General features: G+C 45.7%; 15 protein-coding genes, 1 other RNA gene, 1 pseudogene and 1 riboswitch. Of the genes and pseudogenes, 10 read left to right on the forward strand and 7 right to left on the reverse strand.

Annotated elements, in window-relative coordinates; translation table 11 throughout:
- Positions 1-46: 46 nt before the first annotated feature.
- Positions 47-1,201, reverse strand: coding sequence for an LPS export ABC transporter permease LptG (gene lptG, locus ICN34_RS05380; RefSeq protein ID WP_216121277.1), 1,155 nt, complete (start codon positions 1,199-1,201; stop codon positions 47-49).
- A complete protein-coding gene (gene lptF, locus ICN34_RS05385) occupies positions 1,198-2,313 on the reverse strand; it encodes an LPS export ABC transporter permease LptF (RefSeq protein WP_216121279.1) in 1,116 nt (371 codons plus the stop codon). The genes lptG and lptF overlap by 4 nt, the downstream gene beginning before the upstream one ends.
- Positions 2,314-2,477: 164 nt before the next feature.
- On the opposite strand from lptF, the gene ICN34_RS05390 reads away from it, so the two are divergent.
- The 9 genes from ICN34_RS05390 to ICN34_RS05430 all read left to right on the forward strand — a co-directional run bounded on the left by ICN34_RS05390 (position 2,478) and on the right by ICN34_RS05430 (position 12,324).
- On the forward strand, positions 2,478-4,082 hold the full coding sequence (locus tag ICN34_RS05390; protein WP_370623978.1) for a leucyl aminopeptidase: 1,605 nt from the start codon (positions 2,478-2,480) through the stop codon (positions 4,080-4,082).
- 27 nt (positions 4,083-4,109) lie between these two features.
- Positions 4,110-4,574, forward strand: a complete 465-nt coding sequence (locus ICN34_RS05395) for a DNA polymerase III subunit chi (RefSeq protein WP_216121283.1) — start codon at positions 4,110-4,112, stop codon at positions 4,572-4,574.
- A gap of 5 nt (positions 4,575-4,579) precedes the next feature.
- A complete protein-coding gene (gene lgt, locus ICN34_RS05400; RefSeq protein WP_072583801.1) occupies positions 4,580-5,368 on the forward strand; it encodes a prolipoprotein diacylglyceryl transferase in 789 nt (262 codons plus the stop codon).
- Positions 5,369-5,375: 7 nt separating this feature from the next.
- A complete protein-coding gene (locus ICN34_RS05405) occupies positions 5,376-6,284 on the forward strand; it encodes a LysR substrate-binding domain-containing protein (protein ID WP_216121284.1) in 909 nt (302 codons plus the stop codon).
- Positions 6,285-6,422: 138 nt separating this feature from the next.
- Positions 6,423-7,727, forward strand: a complete 1,305-nt coding sequence (locus tag ICN34_RS05410) for a malonyl-CoA decarboxylase domain-containing protein (protein ID WP_072583799.1) — start codon at positions 6,423-6,425, stop codon at positions 7,725-7,727.
- 142 nt (positions 7,728-7,869) lie between these two features.
- Positions 7,870-8,904: a TRAP transporter substrate-binding protein DctP gene (gene dctP / locus ICN34_RS05415; protein WP_072583798.1), complete on the forward strand. Its 1,035-nt coding sequence runs from the start codon at positions 7,870-7,872 to the stop codon at positions 8,902-8,904.
- 1 nt (position 8,905) lies between these two features.
- Complete coding sequence (locus ICN34_RS05420; protein ID WP_072583797.1) at positions 8,906-9,424, forward strand: TRAP transporter small permease; 519 nt, start codon at positions 8,906-8,908, stop codon at positions 9,422-9,424.
- A gap of 1 nt (position 9,425) precedes the next feature.
- Positions 9,426-10,781 carry a TRAP transporter large permease gene (locus ICN34_RS05425; protein ID WP_216121286.1) on the forward strand — a complete coding sequence of 452 codons (1,356 nt, stop codon included), beginning with the start codon at positions 9,426-9,428 and terminating at the stop codon, positions 10,779-10,781.
- Positions 10,782-10,794: 13 nt separating this feature from the next.
- Entirely contained in the window at positions 10,795-12,324 is a 1,530-nt protein-coding gene (locus tag ICN34_RS05430; RefSeq protein WP_216121472.1) for an AMP-binding protein, read from the forward strand.
- Here the strand turns inward: ICN34_RS05430 and ICN34_RS05435 are convergent, their stop codons facing one another.
- From ICN34_RS05435 to ICN34_RS05455, 5 genes and pseudogenes are all read right to left on the reverse strand, one after another.
- Positions 12,325-13,143: a sulfite exporter TauE/SafE family protein gene (locus ICN34_RS05435; protein ID WP_216121288.1), complete on the reverse strand. Its 819-nt coding sequence runs from the start codon at positions 13,141-13,143 to the stop codon at positions 12,325-12,327.
- Positions 13,144-13,362: non-coding RNA, 6S RNA (gene ssrS / locus ICN34_RS05440), on the reverse strand. It abuts the gene before it with no gap.
- A 102-nt stretch (positions 13,363-13,464) separates the two neighbouring features.
- Positions 13,465-13,683: pseudogene (locus ICN34_RS11600) on the reverse strand (cell division protein ZapA); the annotation flags it as partial.
- Complete coding sequence (locus ICN34_RS05450) at positions 13,658-13,945, reverse strand: hypothetical protein (protein WP_216121290.1); 288 nt, start codon at positions 13,943-13,945, stop codon at positions 13,658-13,660. The gene ICN34_RS05450 and the pseudogene ICN34_RS11600, both read right to left, overlap by 26 nt.
- A gap of 27 nt (positions 13,946-13,972) precedes the next feature.
- Positions 13,973-15,940: a TonB-dependent receptor domain-containing protein gene (locus ICN34_RS05455; RefSeq protein WP_216121292.1), complete on the reverse strand. Its 1,968-nt coding sequence runs from the start codon at positions 15,938-15,940 to the stop codon at positions 13,973-13,975.
- 142 nt (positions 15,941-16,082) lie between these two features.
- Positions 16,083-16,299: riboswitch (cobalamin riboswitch) on the reverse strand.
- Positions 16,300-16,381: 82 nt separating this feature from the next.
- Here ICN34_RS05455 and ICN34_RS05460 point away from each other — a divergent pair.
- Positions 16,382-16,999, forward strand: a complete 618-nt coding sequence (locus tag ICN34_RS05460) for a Crp/Fnr family transcriptional regulator (RefSeq protein ID WP_072583791.1) — start codon at positions 16,382-16,384, stop codon at positions 16,997-16,999.
- Positions 17,000-17,173 lie beyond the last annotated feature (174 nt).

Below are 17,173 nucleotides of genomic sequence, written 5' to 3' on the forward strand. Positions count from 1 at the left end.
ATATCAGCAATGATATAGGAATCAAATTCTAAATGATTTTTGGGTATTAAGCCTTAGAAACCCAGCGCAACCCGAATAGTGCCAAAAGGAAGTAGAGCAAAGGCGGGGTAAGCGCTGTTAGAAGCGCTGGCCAAGAGCCCAAAAGCCCTACGTTGGAGAAGAGGGAATTAAATAGCTGGAAGCTCATGCCCAGCATGATTCCGCCAAACACTTTAATGCCAACGCTTCCTGCTCGAACCTTAAGGTATGCAAAGGGAAGGGCTAGCGCGAGCATCACAAAAATAGTGAAGGGATAAACCACTTTCTTCCAGAAGGCGATGGAATGTCTCTGCGCATCTTGTTTGTTTTCACGAAGGTGGGAGATAAAGCGACCCAAGCTCATGATCGACATTTTTTCAGGACTAATTAAAAGCACATTCAAAATTTGGGGCGTGACCTCCGATTCCAAAGTGAGAATCGGGTGCGTAAAAGTTTGCGCAGAAAAAACGGGGTTCAGTGGGTCAGACTGCCTTGTTTCTTTAAAGCGAGTTTCGGTGACGTCATTTAAAACCCAAATGCCAGTCTCATCAAACTGTCCGGAGGCTGCGCTACGGATTGAGAGAAGATGATAGGTGTCATCAAACTCATACATACGGATATTTTGAATCTCATTATCCTTGTCAACTTTGCCCACGTTGACATAGCGCACTCCTGGACGCACGGGCCCGCTGCCATCCTCATCGCGTAGGCGATCTTTTACCCAAACACCCGTTTTAAATTGTGACGTATAGGCTGAGCCCATAGCCTTCATGCGAATCTGGTCAGACTTTGCTTCGGAATAAGGGCCAACCCATTCACTCATGATGAGTGTGAGCGCTATTAATGGAAGTGAAATTTTTGTGAGAGTAATGAGCCCACGTTTAACGTCTAATCCAGCGATACGCAAAATGGTGAACTCAGACTGGCTAGCCAGCATTGCAAATACATAGATACTGCCAATCAAGCCTGCAATGGGGATGATTTCTGAAATGCGGCTTGGGGCTTTCAGAAGTACATGAAGTAGCGCTAGAGGAAGCGTGTAGCCCCCCTGCACGGACCCTAACTCGCTCAAGATATCGAAGAACAAAAACAAAGCTACCAAGGCGAACAAGATAAAGCCAAAAGCAGCATAAATCTGCTTGGCTAAATAGCGCTCGTAAATAAAAGGAAAGAGCAATTTCATTTGGCGGCCATAGAGGCAGGCAATTGACGGCGCCACCACTTTAGAGAAGGATTAATGCGATTGCGAATTAAAGCTATCGCAATTAATAGGGCGAGCAAATGAATAGGCCAAATAGCAACAAATACAGTGACCTTGCCTTGTGAGACAAAATTTTGCGTCAGGTTCAGTAAGTTGCTATAGATTAAATAAATTAAGACCGCATAAAACATCGCAGTGTAATTACCCAAGCGAGGGTTTACATAAGCAAGCGGAATTGCAATCAGTACCAAACCCAATGCCATTAATGGCAATCCAATGCGCCAAAGTAACTCAGCACGATTGGGGCTGGTAGAGTTTGGATTGGGGTCATCTAAAAGCTCAGTGATCGTCTTCTCGCGATCGCGTGGTGGGGGCGCCAATGATTCTTTGCTCCGTATCTTGGTGCTGTATTCGTTAAATTCCAGAATTCTGAAATCGGGCTGAGTGGGTTGCCCCTCATAGCGTCTACCGTTATGCATCACGATGGATTTCTCACCACCTGCAGAGTTTTGAATAAATCCAGTTTGGGAAACTGCAATGCTCAGCCGACCATTCTTGGAATCAGCTACGAAGATATTCTTGACTTCGCTTTTATCAACATCGAGCTCTTCAATAAAAAATACACGCTCTGCTTTTGCGGACTCTTTGAATTGTCCGGCGCTCACCATGGATACGTCATCACGTTGTTGAAAGCGTTGACTAATTAAAGTGGATTCTCGGTTGGCCCAGGGCCACACAAAAAGAGCCAGGAGCGCGATCACAATAATGAACGGCGTGGCAAATTGCATGATAGGGCGAATAAGATTGGTAACGCTTAGACCACTAGCAAACCACACAATCATTTCAGAATCTTTGTACCAGCGCACCAGAACAATTAATGTTGCGACAAATAGTGAGACTGTTAAAAGAACCGCAAGATAACCCAGGGTAGCTAAGGCAATTAACACTAGAGCGTCTTTTGGATTGACCGCCCCGTTAGCGGCATAACCCAAAATTCGGATCACCAAGGTGGTCACCATAATGGTGACTAAGACCAAAAAGACCCCGCCAGTCGTAAAACTGAGTTCGCGGCGAAGGGCCTGGTTAAAAATCATGAGAATTTATAGGTCTGGACTTGAAGGGTTATTGGGCTTGTAAATGGCTTATATTGCTGCAGGTAAGGGAAGTTATTCTCATGTCGGAGGATAATGGATAAACGTCCCAAATTAGCAGATTACCCCCTTTTGAAGCGACCAAAACACTGTAATAGATTATGACAATTCAATTCAGCACCAAGATTTTCCCTCAAGCAGACCTTCAGAGCCTAAAACTCCAGAAATCTAGCCTCAAATCCTTGCTTAGCCATAACACCGACTGCTTGGTTTTGGCATATTCCAAGGCGGATTTTGATAGTTTCTCAAACGCTAAGGGCGCCAAGGCAAAAGTAGGATTTTTGCCAGAGCTAGATCTTTTGCTCGGAGGCTCTGTCAATCACGCCAATCTTGTTGGGGATTTAGATTCCAAGCAAGCTTCCGTATGCATGTTGCGTGCAGAAAAATCTTGGTCAACTAATGGGGTTAAAGCAAAACGAGTATTACTCGTTGCTCTGGGTGATGTACATCTTGCTAGCGAACGGAGTTTGACTACTTATTCCAAAGTTGCTCGCGCAGCTTTGAAGGTGTTAAGTGGCGGATCAATTGAAAGTGCGCTTTGGTTTACACCAAGTTTTGCGCTTGCACACAAAGCTGACTTCATTGCCGAAGAGGTTCGTCTTACAGTTCAATACGCTGGCGACCAAGCTTATCGTTTTGGCGTGCGTCAACCAGCAATGAAATTCAAAGTAAAAGATAAAGCAGACATATTTAAGCATCTCGTCTTTGCAGGTAACGATGCCTGCGCTAAAGAGCTGAAGCCTGCGGTAGAGCAGGGCGTAGCTATGGTGGAGGGTATGAATCTGGCGAAGGATTTGGGTAACCTTCCTCCAAACATCTGTACACCAACTTACCTCGGTAAGGCCGCGCAGGGCTTAAGTAAAAAGACTGCTTTGAAAGTGGATGTACTTGGGCTCAAACAAATTGAGGCCTTGGGAATGGGTTCATTTTTATCCGTTTCCAAAGGATCTGCTACCCCGCCGCAATTTATTGTGATGAAACATCAAGGTGGCAAAGCAGGAGAGGCTCCGATTGTTTTGGTGGGCAAGGGAATCACTTTTGATACTGGTGGAATTTCATTAAAGCCAGGTGAAGCCATGGATGAAATGAAGTACGACATGTGTGGCGCAGCTTCAGTGATCGGTACGATGTACTCCATTGCTTTAATGAAGTTAAAGAAGAACGTGATTGGCGTAGTTCCTACTTGTGAAAATATGCCATCAGGCCAAGCTACTCGTCCTGGCGATATTGTGAAGAGTATGTCTGGGCAGACCATTGAGGTTCTCAACACCGATGCAGAAGGTCGCTTAATTCTGTGTGATGCGCTGACTTATGTAGAGCGCTTTAAGCCGGCGGCAGTGATTGACGTTGCCACCTTAACAGGCGCTTGCGTGATTGCTTTGGGTCATGTGCATAGCGGTTTGTTTTCTGACGACGAGAGCTTGGTAAGTGAGTTGACTAAAGCAGGTCATGCTTCTTTGGATACGGTATGGCGTTTGCCTTTGGATGCGGCTTACCATGAGCAGCTCAAATCTAATTTTGCAGATGTTGCCAACATTGGTGGTCGTCCAGCTGGCAGCGTGACAGCGGCTTGCTTCTTGTCTCGCTTCACCGAGAAATACAAATGGGCTCACTTAGACATTGCTGGTACCGCATGGAAGAGTGGCGCTGCCAAAGGCTCTACCGGTCGTCCTGTGCCCCTCTTGGTGAACTTCTTGCTCGAGCGCAAGTGAGCGCTTTAGATCTTGGATAAATATTGAATGGCTCGAATTGATTTTCATAGCAATGTGAGTGATAAGCTGGAATATGCTTGTCGCCTTACGCGTAAGATTTGGAGTGCTGCGCCTGAAGGTGAGCCAGTCCGCAATATTGTGATGGTGGGTGAGAAAGCAGATCTGAAAAAGTTGAACGAGCTTCTTTGGGCATTTAGCAGTACTGATTTCTTGCCGCATTGTTTTATTGAGGAAGAAGCTGCAGCTGAAACCCCAATAGTACTCACGGATGACTTTGCTTCCTCGGCCCTGAACGATATTCCCCATGCTGATGTCATGATTCATTTGGGAATGCGTATGCCTGCTGATGTGCCGGCCTTGGTTGCGCGCTTTCCCAGAATTGTTGAAGTTGTTACGGTTAACGAAGCAGAGCGTTTGGCAGGCCGCGAGCGCTTTAAAGCCTACAGAGAGTTAGGTCATGAGTTACATAACTTTGACCAATCCAAAAGCTAAGAACTATGTTGATTCATCCACAGTTTGACCCTGCAGCAATTCGCATTGGATCTTTTGCCATTCATTGGTATGGCTTAATGTATTTAATGGCCTTCGTTCAATTTTTGCTTCTGGGTCGCTTACGCATTAAATCACCACGTTATCAATCCCTAGGCTGGACCTATAAAGATCTTGAGGATCTTCTGTTTGCCGGCGTTCTTGGCGTCGTGTTAGGCGGTCGTTTGGGCTACACCTTGTTTTATATGCCAGGCTTCTATCTAACTCACCCTTTGAGTATTTTTAAGATATGGGAAGGCGGCATGTCTTTTCATGGTGGTTTGTTAGGTGTGCTAGTTGCACTTTTCTGGTTTGCTAAAAAGCATAAGACCACTTTTTTTGTCGTAAGTGATTTGGTTGCTCCACTAGTTCCCTTTGGGTTGGCATTTGGTCGACTAGGGAACTTTATTAATGGCGAGTTATGGGGAAGACCTACTGATCTTCCATGGGCAATGATTTTTCCTTTAGTAGATTCTGTGCCACGCCATCCATCACAGATTTATCAACTGCTTGGTGAAGGTGTACTCCTGGGTATTGCGCTTTGGATTTATGCAGGCAAGCCAAGACGTGTTGGCCAGATATCTGGATTTTTCATGTTGGGTTACGGTATTTGCCGCTTCTTGGCTGAGTATGCGCGTGAGCCCGATTCCTTCTTGGGCCTTCTAGGCTTGGGTTTATCTATGGGTCAGTGGTTGTGTGTGCCAATGATATTGTTTGGCCTCTATCTCATGACTGCATTTAAATCCAAGAGTCAATAATTAGCTCATGCTGAATGAAGAGCTAACACTTCGAAAATTAGAAGTACTGTGCTCGTTTATTCGGACCGGCAGTCTTTCAAAAACAGCAGAAGAGTTGCGTTTAAGTTCAGTCAGTATTCACAAGGCATTGCATTCCCTGGAATCCGGAATAGGGTGCGCCCTATTTGTAAAAGATGGACGCCAGTTAAAAGCTTTGCCGGCAGCTATTTATTTGGCTGAAGCAAGTGCCGATTTATTGGCTGACGTAGATCGTGTTCTCAAAAAGACGAGAGCAAAAGCCGGTGTCGAGAGCGGGCAAATTCGCCTGGGGTCAATGTACTCTTTGACGGCCAATATTATTCCTAGAGTCATTATGGGTACCAAAATTCGTAGACCTGATTTGGATATTGATTTGTATCTGGGATCTAATGAGGACTTGATGAAAAGGCTCAGCGAGGGAAATGTAGATGCAGTAGTCATGGCGGTTCCTACAAGAGATCTTCCGGAGGGTGTTCAGGTAGTCCCTCTTTTTGAGGACCAGTTGTTTTTAGCTTCCTCAAAAAACAATAAGCCAGCCGAAGCTAATATTGATTTATCCGAGTACCAAAATGAGAAATTTTTAACCCTTCAAGATGGTTTTGCCACCACCTCAGGGTTTTATGAGGCTTTCCAGTTGGCTGGATTTGCCCCCAATGTAGTTATGAAGGTGGGTGATATCTTTTCTTTAATGAATATGGTCTCCGGGGACCTGGGAAGATCTTTATTGCCCGGTAGGGTGAAGGCATTAATGGGGGATGCGATTGAATTTACCCCGTTATTGCCAAAATATCAGGCAACCCAACATATTGCCCTAATGTACCTCCAGGCTAATGAATCAAACCCCAATATCCTCGCTCTAGCGGCTGAAACCCGCATGATGCATCGCAATAATTTCTAAACCTGGCTTAACGCGCTAGCTAATTCATTAACTTAAAGTTAATGAATATATACTTTCATTAATTGATTCAGGTATGGCTCAGCTATACATTAGTAATCAACCCGCCACCCTTTGGGTTGAATTCTTTGAGAGATACACATGCTTGAAAAGCTAGCAAAAGCCCGTTACTTTTCCCGCGTTACCGGCGCGGTTAATCGACTCATTTCCGAGCGCGGCGAATCGAATGCCGTCAGCATGGCTAATGATGTGATCCACAACTATCGCAAGCTCTCTAAAGATCAACACTCTAAATTTTTTAATTTTCTATTTGAAAAACTCAATCCTGATGCTGCTGCGGTCATGGCTGCTGCGCAAAATTTTTCAGCAGAAGCAAGTGCGCGTAATTACATTAAATTACAACGCGTGACTGAGCCTCCGAGGCAGGAATTGTTTCGTCGACTTAATCGTGCAACCAATGGAACTGCTGCGCTTGTAGGTATGCGTCGTGATCTGTTGCAATTACTTGAAAAGCAGCCGGAGTTAACAGCAGTTGATTTTGACTTGCGTCACCTCTTGTCTTCTTGGTTTAACCCAGGATTTTTAAAGATGCATCGGGTGGATTGGAAGTCACCTGCCGAGGTTCTGGAAAAACTGATTCAGCATGAGGCTGTGCACGCAATTGATGGTTGGGATGACCTGCGCCGCCGCTTGCAGCCTGATCGTAGGTGTTTTGCCTTCTTTCACCCGCAGCTTCCAAACGAGCCTTTGATTTTCGTTGAAGTAGCGCTTTTGCCAGAAATTCCCGCTGTGATTACGCCTTTGGTAGATAAGAAGGCAGAGACAGTTCATCAAACTTCACAATATAAAGTGGCTGCTTTTTATTCTATAAGTAACTGCGAGCCAGGCCTGCGCGGTGTTTCAATGGGTAATTTCTTGATTAAGCGCGTTGCCGAACAGTTACATGCAGAATTTCCTGGTCTCAAAACCTTTGTGACGCTTTCTCCAATTCCAGGCTTCATTGACTGGGTCGCAGCTGGTGCAGATATTGGCAGCGAAAAGACAGGTACCCAACTCAAGCCGGCAGTTCGCACAGCTCGTGAGCAATCCCTGGAGATCCTTGGACTTGCTAATCGCTCTTGGTCTGAGCGCTTAAGTGCTGGCTGGCATCCAGACAATGCTAATGAAAAAGAAAAGGCCGCTTTACTGTGCCTCGCAAGTATTTACTTGGGTTTAGGTTCTGCTGGCCGTAACGGTAACCCGGTTGCCAAGTTTCACTTGGGCAACGGCGCCAAGCTTCATCAAATTAACTGGGCTGGAGACCTCTCTCGCAAGGGTTTACGACAGTCCGCGGCACTTATGGTTAATTATTTATATGATCTTTCGGCTGTTGAGGAGAATCATGAGCGATTTACCCGGGGTGAAATTGATTATTCCCGTGCGGTTGGTCGTTTAATGCAGCCCTAAGTAAGAAATTTAGTAGAGGAGACTCTAAAGCAGAATTCACAGAGTATTCGCTTTAGAATGGAACATGAAGAAGCCGGCGGTCACAAAACTGGCAGTACCCACAGTTGTAAGTAGAAAAATAATAGTCATTTAGGAGATGAACATGACAGATTCAAAAGAAATTTCTCAATTGCGTCGCACATTGTTGCTGGGTGCGGCTGGAGCATCCCTTGCTGGTTACGATCTGAGCGCGTTTGCTCAATCAGGCGCCAAAAGTTTAAAGATTTCTCACCAATTTCCAAGTGGCACAGACTTCCGTGATCGCTTATGTAAGAAGTTCGGTGAAGAGGTCACTAAAAAAACAAACGGCGAATTGAAGTTCGACGTTTATCCGCAATCCTCATTAATGAAAACAAATGCTCAATTTAGCGCTCTCCGTAAAGGCGCCCTTGACTTTAGTTTCTACCCAATGCCTTATGCGGGTGGAGAAGTTGTTGAGGCTAACATTGGTCTAATGCCAGCGCTAGTTACTAGCTATGAACAAGGCGCTAAATGGAAAAATGCTGAAGTTGGCAAGATCTTGAATAAGGTCATGGAGTCCAAGGGCATTGTGATTGTTAGTTGGGTGTGGCAGGCTGGTGGCGTTGCTACACGTTCTGGTCCTATCGTGGTTCCGGACGATGTTAAAGGCGTTAAGGTGAGGGGTGGTAGTCGTGAATTTGATGCCATGCTCAAGGCGGCCGGTGCATCCGTAATGACCTCGATTCCTTCAAATGAGATTTATCAGGCCGTGCAAACTGGCTCACTAGAGGCAGCCTACACATCATCGGCAAGCTTAATGTCATTCAAGCTTGCGGAGTTAACTAAAAACTTTACTTCCGCCAAAAATAAATCCTATTGGTATATGTTAGAGCCGCTCATGATGTCAAAAACGGTGTTTGATTCTTTAACACCAAAACAACGCGATGTCATTATGGCGGTCGGAGTGGATATGGAAAAATTTGGTACCGAACAGGCCAAGCTGGATGATATTGATGCAGCTATTGCATTTGCTAAAGCCGGCAACAAGGTTTTTGAAATGGATACGTCGGTAGTTGATAAATGGAAGGCGGTAGCTAAAAATTCTGCTTGGAAAGAATTCTCCGAGCGTAATGAAACTTGTGCTGCAATGATACGCTCAGCAGAGAAGATTTCATAAAATGATGTGGATTCTAGAGGCTGCCGACAGAGTGATGTCGGCAGTGAATAAATTCTTGGTGTTACTGGGCTCACTCGCCCTGATGGCCGCAGCTCTCATTCTGAGTTACAGCGTTATGTCTCGTGGTTTATTTCATACGGCGAACGACTGGCAAGATGAAGCTGCTCTATTTTGCTTGGTGGGCGTAACTTTTCTCTGCAGTTCATATGTGCAAGAGAGGCGTGGCCATATAGGAATTTCTGCAATTGAGGGCCTGTTGCCTCACCCGGTTAATAAAGTGCGCGGAATTGTTATTGATGTGATTTCCTGCCTATTTTTTGCCTTTTTTTCTACGAAAACTTGGGATTTGCTTCAGGAAGCATGGGTAGATGGTCAAGTAACTAACTCCACATGGGCTCCTCCCTTGTGGATTCCCTATTTAATGATGTTTGCTGGCATGGCATTGCTCACATTTCAACTATTTCTACAAATTTTCATCAGAAAAACGATCGCTACTGATGTTGTGAGTGGGGGTCACTAATATGTCTATTCTTACCATTGGTCTTTTATTTGCTTTTGTAACCCTGGTGATTATGTTTTCGGGGATTTCAATTGCTTTTGCTTTAGGTATTGTTGCAATTATTTTTATGTATTTCTTCATGCCTGCTTCATCATTAGATACGGTTGCGCAGAACGTGTATGAGGAGATGTCCAGTATTACTTTGATGTCCATACCATTGTTTATCTTGAAAGGCGCCGCTATTGGCCGTTCACGTGCGGGTAAGGATTTGTATGATGCTCTTCATGTATGGATGGGTAAGATACCTGGCGGCCTAGGAGTTGCGAACGTATTTGCTTGTGCGCTGTTTGCTGCTATGGCCGGATCTAGCCCCGCAACCTGCTCTGCAATTGGTAGCGCAGGAATTCCTGAGATGCGTAAGCGTGGCTACTCTCCAGGTTTTGCAGCAGGCATTATTGCTGCTGGTGGCACCTTGGGAATTTTATTGCCACCTTCAATCACCATGATTTTGTATTCTGTGGCAGCAGAGCAATCATTGGGACGCTTATTCTTGGCGGCTATTGGCCCTGGCGTCATGCTGGTCATATTCTTTTCCGTCTACACGGTCTATCGCTTCCGTAAAGAGTACACCAGCGCTTACGAGGCTTATGCCGTGACTAAGGTTTCTACGCCCATATTGGAGCGTCAAACCTACACCATTCAGCAAAAAATGAGCTCATTGCCTAGAGTGCTGCCTTTCTTAGTTTTATTGATCGGTGTAATGGTTGCCTTGTACGGAGGATATGCAACGCCTGCTGAAACAGCGGGATTGGGCGCAGTCTTTGCATTTCTATTAATTGCAGTGATTTATAAGATGTGGCGTTTCAAGGACCTGTACCCATTATTAGATGTCACGATCCGCGAATCCGCGATGTTGATGTTCATTATTGGCATGTCCCTCTTATTTGCAAATGTGATGAGTTACTTGCATTTAAGTCAGTCTGCTGCACAGGCAATTGTTGATCTAAATACTTCTAGATGGGTGTTATTGGGGGCCATCCTACTGATGGTGATCGTCCTAGGATTCTTCTTGCCACCTGTCTCGATTATTTTGATGACTTCGCCAATTTTCTTGCCGCCTCTGCGTGCCGCTGGCTTTGATTTAATCTGGTTTGGCGTGGTGATGACTATTGTGATGGAAACGGGCTTAATTCATCCACCAGTTGGCCTGAATATTTTCGTTATTAAGAATATTGCCCCTGATATCACCTTGCGTGAAATCATCTACGGCGTGATGCCATTTGTATTCATCATGCTTTTTTCTGTTGTATTGCTTTGCGTATTCCCAGAAATCGCCACTGGATTATCTAATTGGGTAATGGGTGCGCCTCTAGTTTAAGAAATCAAGGAATATTTTCATGAATTTGTATTCAGTATTGGAAAAAGGTTTTCCAAAGGATAAAAAAGCGTGCGCTCTCGAGACACACGACGGCCTTTATTACTCTTGGGGTGACCTTGAGTCAGCAACGGCCAAGCTTGCCAATTTACTTGCTAGCCTGAAGCTTCCGAAAGGAGCCAGGGTTGCAGTGCAGGTTGAGAAGTCTCCTGAAGCACTTTTTCTTTATCTAGCAACGATTCGTGCGGGCTATGTGTATTTGCCGCTGAATACCGCTTATCAGTCAGCTGAAATCCAGTACTTCCTAGAGAATGCTGAGCCAGCAGTGGTTGTGTGCAGCAGCAAGAATCTCTCTTGGGTTTCTAAGGTAGCTTCCAAGGCTGGCACTAAGCATGTATTCACGCTGGACGAGAATCGTACCGGTACTTTATTAGAGCGTGCAGGAAACCTGAGCGACAAATTCAAGACCGTTCCAGCGAAGGATAATGATCTTGCAGCGATTCTGTACACCTCCGGTACGACAGGACGCAGCAAGGGCGCAATGCTGACTCATAAGAACCTTGGCAGCAATGCACAAGTGCTGCAAAAGTTCTGGGGCTGGAAAAAAGGCGACGTATTGCTACATGCTTTACCTATCTTCCACGTTCATGGATTGTTTGTGGCGGCGCATGGCGCATTGATTAATGGCAGCAAAATGATTTGGTTGCCACGTTTAGATACGGCGCAATTGATTAAGCACATGCCACAGTCCACAGTGATGATGGGTGTACCTACATTCTATGTACGCCTATTGGCTGACAAAGGATTTACTAAAAAAGTAGCAAGCAATATGCGTCTATTTGTTTCCGGCTCAGCTCCTTTGCTGACAGAAACATTTAATACCTTCAAAGAAGTGATTGGCCAGCCGATTCTTGAGCGTTATGGCATGAGTGAGACGGTGATGTTGGTTTCTAATCCTTACAAAGGCAAGCGCGTAGGTGGTTCAGTTGGCCTACCATTGCCTGGCGTTAAGGTGCGTGTAGTGGATGAAGATAACAAGCCATGCAAAGTAAACGAGATTGGCAGTATTCAAGTGAAGGGCCCGAACATATTTGCAGGCTACTGGCGTATGCCTGAGAAGACTGCCGAAGAATTTACCAAAGACGGCTGGTTTAAAACTGGCGACGTCGGTCGTTGGGGTGGCGATGCCAATGGCGGTAAAGCTCCAAATGATTACTTGTGCATTGTTGGTCGCAGCAAGGATTTGATTATTTCTGGTGGCTACAACGTTTACCCGAAAGAGATCGAAAGTTTTATTGATGACATGACTGGCGTTGATGAAAGTGCTGTGATTGGTATTCCGCACCCTGATTTTGGTGAGGCAGTGATGGCAGTAGTGGTGCCTAAGGCCGGAGCAAAACTCAATGCAGAAGCCATGATTGCTACTTTGAAAACACAAATTGCAAACTTTAAGATTCCAAAGCGCGTAGAGATTGTTGCTGATTTACCTCGTAACGCTATGGGTAAGGTGCAAAAGAATATTTTGCGTCAGCAGTACACAGCGTAATTAGAAGCCGAATGCCTTGCGGCTTTCATTAAACATGAAGGCTGCAAGGAAAAAAAGCATGATGCCAAAAACTCGTTTGAGTTGAGCAATATCGAGTTTTCTGGCCATCTTTGCACCTAAAGGTGCAGTAAAAATACTGACCGTCACGATGCACGCAACCGCTGGTAAATATACAAAGCCCAAAGAGCCTGCTGGAAGATCGGGGTTGCCCCAGCTCCCATACATATAACCAATAGTGGCCGCTGCAGCAATTGGAAAGCCCAAGCCAGATGAAGTAGCCATTGCTGTATGCGGCTTGACGTTGCACCAAAGCATAAATGGCACCGTAATAAATGCCCCACCTGCGCCTACTAAGCTTGCAAGGGCTCCAGCAAAGGTGCCAAACGAAAATAATCCAAGCGTCCCAGGTAAGTCTCTGCCTGCCTTAGGCTTCTTATTGAGCAACATCTGGATTGAGGTGTAAACAATAAAGACGGCAAAGAAAAGTGAGAGCCAAGAAGTTTTGAGCGCTTCAAATAATTCGCTGCCACCAACCAGTCCGCCAAAAACCATTCCGGGACTTAAGGATGCAACCAGCCTCCAATCAATTGAGCTATGTTTGTGATGTGCCCAAATAGCAGAAGTTGTCGTAAATAAAATGGTGGCCATTCCGGTGGCAATTGCCATATGTACGATGACTTCTTGGTTAAATCCGAGATGATTAAAAACCAAGATCATGAAGGGGACCAGAATCATGCCGCCACCAATGCCTAGTAGTCCAGCCAAGTAGCCAGAGATGGCGCCGCACAACATCAACATCAAGATATCGTTTAGTAACATGAATTCCCCGCCTTAGCCGCTAGGCCGTCATCCTGAACCCTAAGGTTCAAGGTGGAACGGCTACTCTGCTTCGGGTGCATTAAGAGGTTCAGGGAGTAACCAAGTCTAAGTTGGCACTGTGAACCTGCAAAACGCTCACGCCCGCAAGGTAAAGATCGTTCCTGATGCTTGCGCATCGGTTCAAGGAACTATTGGCCTTGGCGAACCAGGCAGGGAAAGGGTTTGCATCAAAGCATCTACTTGATCTTCAAGCGCACGAATCTCACCATGAAGGCGAGTAACTTCATCTGTGCTGACATTGGAAGGGCTGCTTTGCTGCGATTGATTTTTTTGTAAGGTAATAAGATCACCGGCAATTTTGAGTGCGGCCATCATGCTCGCTCTTTCAATGCTGCGGTTACCACCATTAATAGCCAGTTGAATTTGTTCATCTACCAAGACACACGCTGCACGGAGTAATGGCTCATGCTCGGCACTAGTTGCCAGAGTAATTTTCTGACCGGCAAGACTTACCTCAATGCGTTGTTGGCTCATTGTCATCCTCAGGGTTATTTGGTGGAATAGCTTCGCCTAGTAGATTGAGTTGGCGACCGTCGCTTTGTTCTGGTAGGCGACTTAGGATATGTTGAATACGCTTTTGCGCATCTTCAATCTTGTTTTCGAGTTGCGCTCGATTTTGGTTTAAGTTTTGAACGGCTTCAGCAATAACCTGAATTTTTCCAGCCACTCGATGAATGGATGCGCATAACGCATCCATGTCTAAGACTAGGTCGCCAGTGGAAAGAGGGGGGGTCTCGCTCATACTGGCATTGTAGTCTGAAAAAAGAGCTTATTTCATGGCGTAACGCAGCCCTACAAATACGTTTGAGCCCGGGGTGTTGTAGCCATAACTAAGTTGGTAGGTCTTATTTAAAGCATTATTCCAGCGGGCAAAGACGCTCAGGTCTTTCTCTAGATCATAGTTGGCGTAGAGATTAAAGATGGTGTAGCCGCCCATGCCAGTATTCGCACCCTGAAAATCGTCCCTTCTTCCGGAAAAAGTAGCCCCAATTCCGGTAGTTAATTTGAGATAAAGATACTCACCTGCCACATTGCCGTATTGCTTAGCCTGTTTTATCAAAGTGCTATTAGTGCTCTCGTTTACTGGGTTTTGCTGTGTGAAGGAGCCTTTTAAGCTGAGTGAGGACATTTGTACTGCACCACTCAAAGTACTGCCAGTAATTTTGGCGCTGGCCACGTTCGATGCGCAGCCAAAAATACCCGTTCCCACTGGGCACGTATCCGAATTGCTAACTTGAATCAAGTTTGAGATGGAATTACTAAAGACCACAATATGCCCATCAAGACCTGGTTTTTCATAATGCAGTCCTGCTTCCGTGTTTTTACTTTTCTCAGGAAGGATGGCTGTATTTCCGTATCCTGGGTAGTAGAGGTCATTAAAGGTTGGCGCTCTAAATCCAGTTCCGTAGTTGATGTTCGCACGCCATTCTTTGGTGAAGAAATAACCATAAGCCGCAGCACCGGTAGTTTGTGGTCCGTAACCTGTAATGCTGTCATTGCGGAGCGAGAAGTTAGCTAAGTGCGCCTCTCTTTTTAGTTGATAAGCAATAGCACCTGAATTGGTATTACGAGTTTGACTAAAGCCTAAAAAAGGATAGGGCGCTGTCAAGTTGTTGAAGTCACCGTTGTTGTAGTCCAGTTGATTGCTGGAAACTTTTTGGGTTTTTCTTTCCGCTAATACTTGCAAAACATCAGTGCCAATAGCGAAATCATTTTGCCAGGTGTAGGTATTTTGTCTTTGATTTAGGGTGCTGTCGTATGCTGGGTTATCTGGCGTGCCAGGAGCATGGTTTAGTGCGGTTCCTGTTTGTGCGGATGCTTGCAGGAGGCTGCGCCAGTTTTCCATCACTTGATTTTTAGAGTAGAGGGAATAGGTTCCCAATTGAGAAACTTGATTTTGAGTTTGTTGATATAAAAACTCTTGTGGGTCAAACCCAGGTAGTTGGTTATTTAGACGACTATTTAAAAACTGTAATCCAAACTCTTGTCCCTTACTCCACTCCTGGGATAGTCTGCCAGTAATACTGTCTTGAACGTAGCCCGTTCTGCCTGATGCGCTAAGCCCATCCTTATTGTTCGGTGCGATAGTGTTGAAACCCATGGAGAGCGTTTGGCTTGCGGCAAGCGAGTAACGAATTTTTTGATCGCCTTGCGTAGAGCCATTAATGCTGGCTTCACTGATGCTCGTGCCGTAACTGCCGTATCCAAAAGAGGCGCCCACCTTAGCAGGGCCATCGCTTTTTTTGGTAAAGATTTGCACTACGCCACCGATGGCATCAGAACCATAAAGACTGCTCTGAGGGCCAAATACGATTTCAATATGATCAATGATGGTCAGTGGGATAACTGACCAGTTGGTGCCGCCATTTATTGCATCATCAATACGCACACCATCGATTAATACCAGAGTCTGATTATTGGTAGTGCCTCTTAAGAAAACGCTGGCATTGGATCCGCCTGTTCCGTAACTAGAAATGGTCACACCCTTTTGTCGTTGCAGCAATTCAACTAAGCTCGTCTGTCCGGCTTGCTCAATTTCTTCAGGACCAATGTAAACGTTATCGGCCAATACATCGCTCGCTTTGGTTGGCGTGCGCGTTGCGGTGACGATGATGGGGTTAAGTGGACTAGATGTGCTTGCTAAAACTAGTGGTGAGTTGTTTTGTGCGAAGGCATTGATGCTGATGAGGGTGCCCAATAGAAGTGCGGCTTTTTTGTTGTTGAACTGCTGCTTCATGATTCACTTTCTGTTATCGATTGCCTAGCTAACTTCCCCGTTAGCTGGGTCGAACAGAATTTCCCGTGCAGGAGTTCAGGCGTCAATTGGGCGCAGTATCGTGAAACTCGGCGCTTTATTGGCGCGCGAAGATCCCCGTCCGCAAAATTCCACCTGTCTTGGCCGGTATCCGGGCTAGTAAATATCAGAATCTGGCCTTCCCATGCGATTGACGCGCACAGTGGCTTTGTCAGATTCCTGACGCCCCAAATAAACCAAAAAGGGCGCATTTACCTACCGTTGCGGGGGCAGCACACGTTTAGTGTTTCCCGTTTAACTTTATTGCACTGCAATAAAGCACCACGACCTCATCATTCTAGCGGATTTGAAGTGCGCCAAGAGGGGATCCAAGGCTTTGAGAGGTAAAGAAGCCTACAATAGAGGGTCTTGGAGCAAGGATTCATGACCGTATTAGATAAGCATCCCGAAAAAAACCTGATTCGCTTACAGTTGAGTCAAAACTCGGTCTTAAAAAGCTTGGATCCCTCAGCAATGGCTGATTTAGAGCGCCATTTAGAAATTGCGGACCTCAAAAAATCAGAAATTTTGCTGCATCAAGGTGATCACCAGATGGAGCAGTACTTCGTTTTGGATGGCATTCTGAAGCGGATTGTTTCAAGCGCTGATGCCAAAGAGATGATTTTGCGTTTTGCCATCGAAAAAGATATTGAAACGAGCTATGCCGCATGGCGCTTAAAAACCGCTGCCCCCTACAGTATTGCGTGTGTCACTAAGGCGCGTGTGGCCCGGATGCCCATGAAGAAGTGGGCTGAATTTCTTGAGGAGCACAAACCTCTCAAAGAGAGCTTTGAGTTCGAGGTAATGCGCCTGATGAGTGAAATCATGGCCCACACCATTACCTTGCATATGCTCGATGCCCCAGGCCGGGTAGAGCGTTTCTTGCGTAAATATGAGGATTTGTTCGAGCTTCTACCAAAGAAGGAGCTGGCAGCCTATCTCAATCTCTCTCCTGAGACCCTAAGTCGCCTTAAAACGAAGCATAAAGAGCTCTTTGTTTAAGGGGCAAAACCGCTCGTAATTACAGGATTTAGGGGGGAAATTGACCGAAGTCAATGATGAACTTCTCCCCCAAGCCTAATATTCATCTCAGCCTAAGCGGGACACAAAACCCGTTATGCGATTTATAACTACATTGGAGACGTTAGCGAAAGCTAAATTGCATTGGCTCTACAA

This window comes from Polynucleobacter sp. Tro8-14-1 (assembly GCF_018881655.1).
Lineage (GTDB): Bacteria > Pseudomonadota > Gammaproteobacteria > Burkholderiales > Burkholderiaceae > Polynucleobacter.

What these genes read in the sequence shown, in the direction of transcription:
- ICN34_RS05460 (WP_072583791.1), top strand. Translation starts at nt 16,382, where the DNA reads ATGACCGTATTAGATAAGCATCCCGAAAAAAACCTGATTCGCTTACAG.
- ICN34_RS05395 (WP_216121283.1), top strand. Translation starts at nt 4,110, where the DNA reads ATGGCTCGAATTGATTTTCATAGCAATGTGAGTGATAAGCTGGAATAT.
- ICN34_RS05420 (WP_072583797.1), top strand. Translation starts at nt 8,906, where the DNA reads ATGATGTGGATTCTAGAGGCTGCCGACAGAGTGATGTCGGCAGTGAAT.
- lgt (WP_072583801.1), top strand. Translation starts at nt 4,580, where the DNA reads ATGTTGATTCATCCACAGTTTGACCCTGCAGCAATTCGCATTGGATCT.
- dctP (WP_072583798.1), top strand. Translation starts at nt 7,870, where the DNA reads ATGACAGATTCAAAAGAAATTTCTCAATTGCGTCGCACATTGTTGCTG.
- ICN34_RS05405 (WP_216121284.1), top strand. Translation starts at nt 5,376, where the DNA reads ATGCTGAATGAAGAGCTAACACTTCGAAAATTAGAAGTACTGTGCTCG.
- ICN34_RS05410 (WP_072583799.1), top strand. Translation starts at nt 6,423, where the DNA reads ATGCTTGAAAAGCTAGCAAAAGCCCGTTACTTTTCCCGCGTTACCGGC.
- lptF (WP_216121279.1), bottom strand. Translation starts at nt 2,313, where the DNA reads ATGATTTTTAACCAGGCCCTTCGCCGCGAACTCAGTTTTACGACTGGC.
- ICN34_RS05435 (WP_216121288.1), bottom strand. Translation starts at nt 13,143, where the DNA reads ATGTTACTAAACGATATCTTGATGTTGATGTTGTGCGGCGCCATCTCT.
- ICN34_RS05425 (WP_216121286.1), top strand. Translation starts at nt 9,426, where the DNA reads ATGTCTATTCTTACCATTGGTCTTTTATTTGCTTTTGTAACCCTGGTG.
- lptG (WP_216121277.1), bottom strand. Translation starts at nt 1,201, where the DNA reads ATGAAATTGCTCTTTCCTTTTATTTACGAGCGCTATTTAGCCAAGCAG.
- ICN34_RS05450 (WP_216121290.1), bottom strand. Translation starts at nt 13,945, where the DNA reads ATGAGCGAGACCCCCCCTCTTTCCACTGGCGACCTAGTCTTAGACATG.
- ICN34_RS05455 (WP_216121292.1), bottom strand. Translation starts at nt 15,940, where the DNA reads ATGAAGCAGCAGTTCAACAACAAAAAAGCCGCACTTCTATTGGGCACC.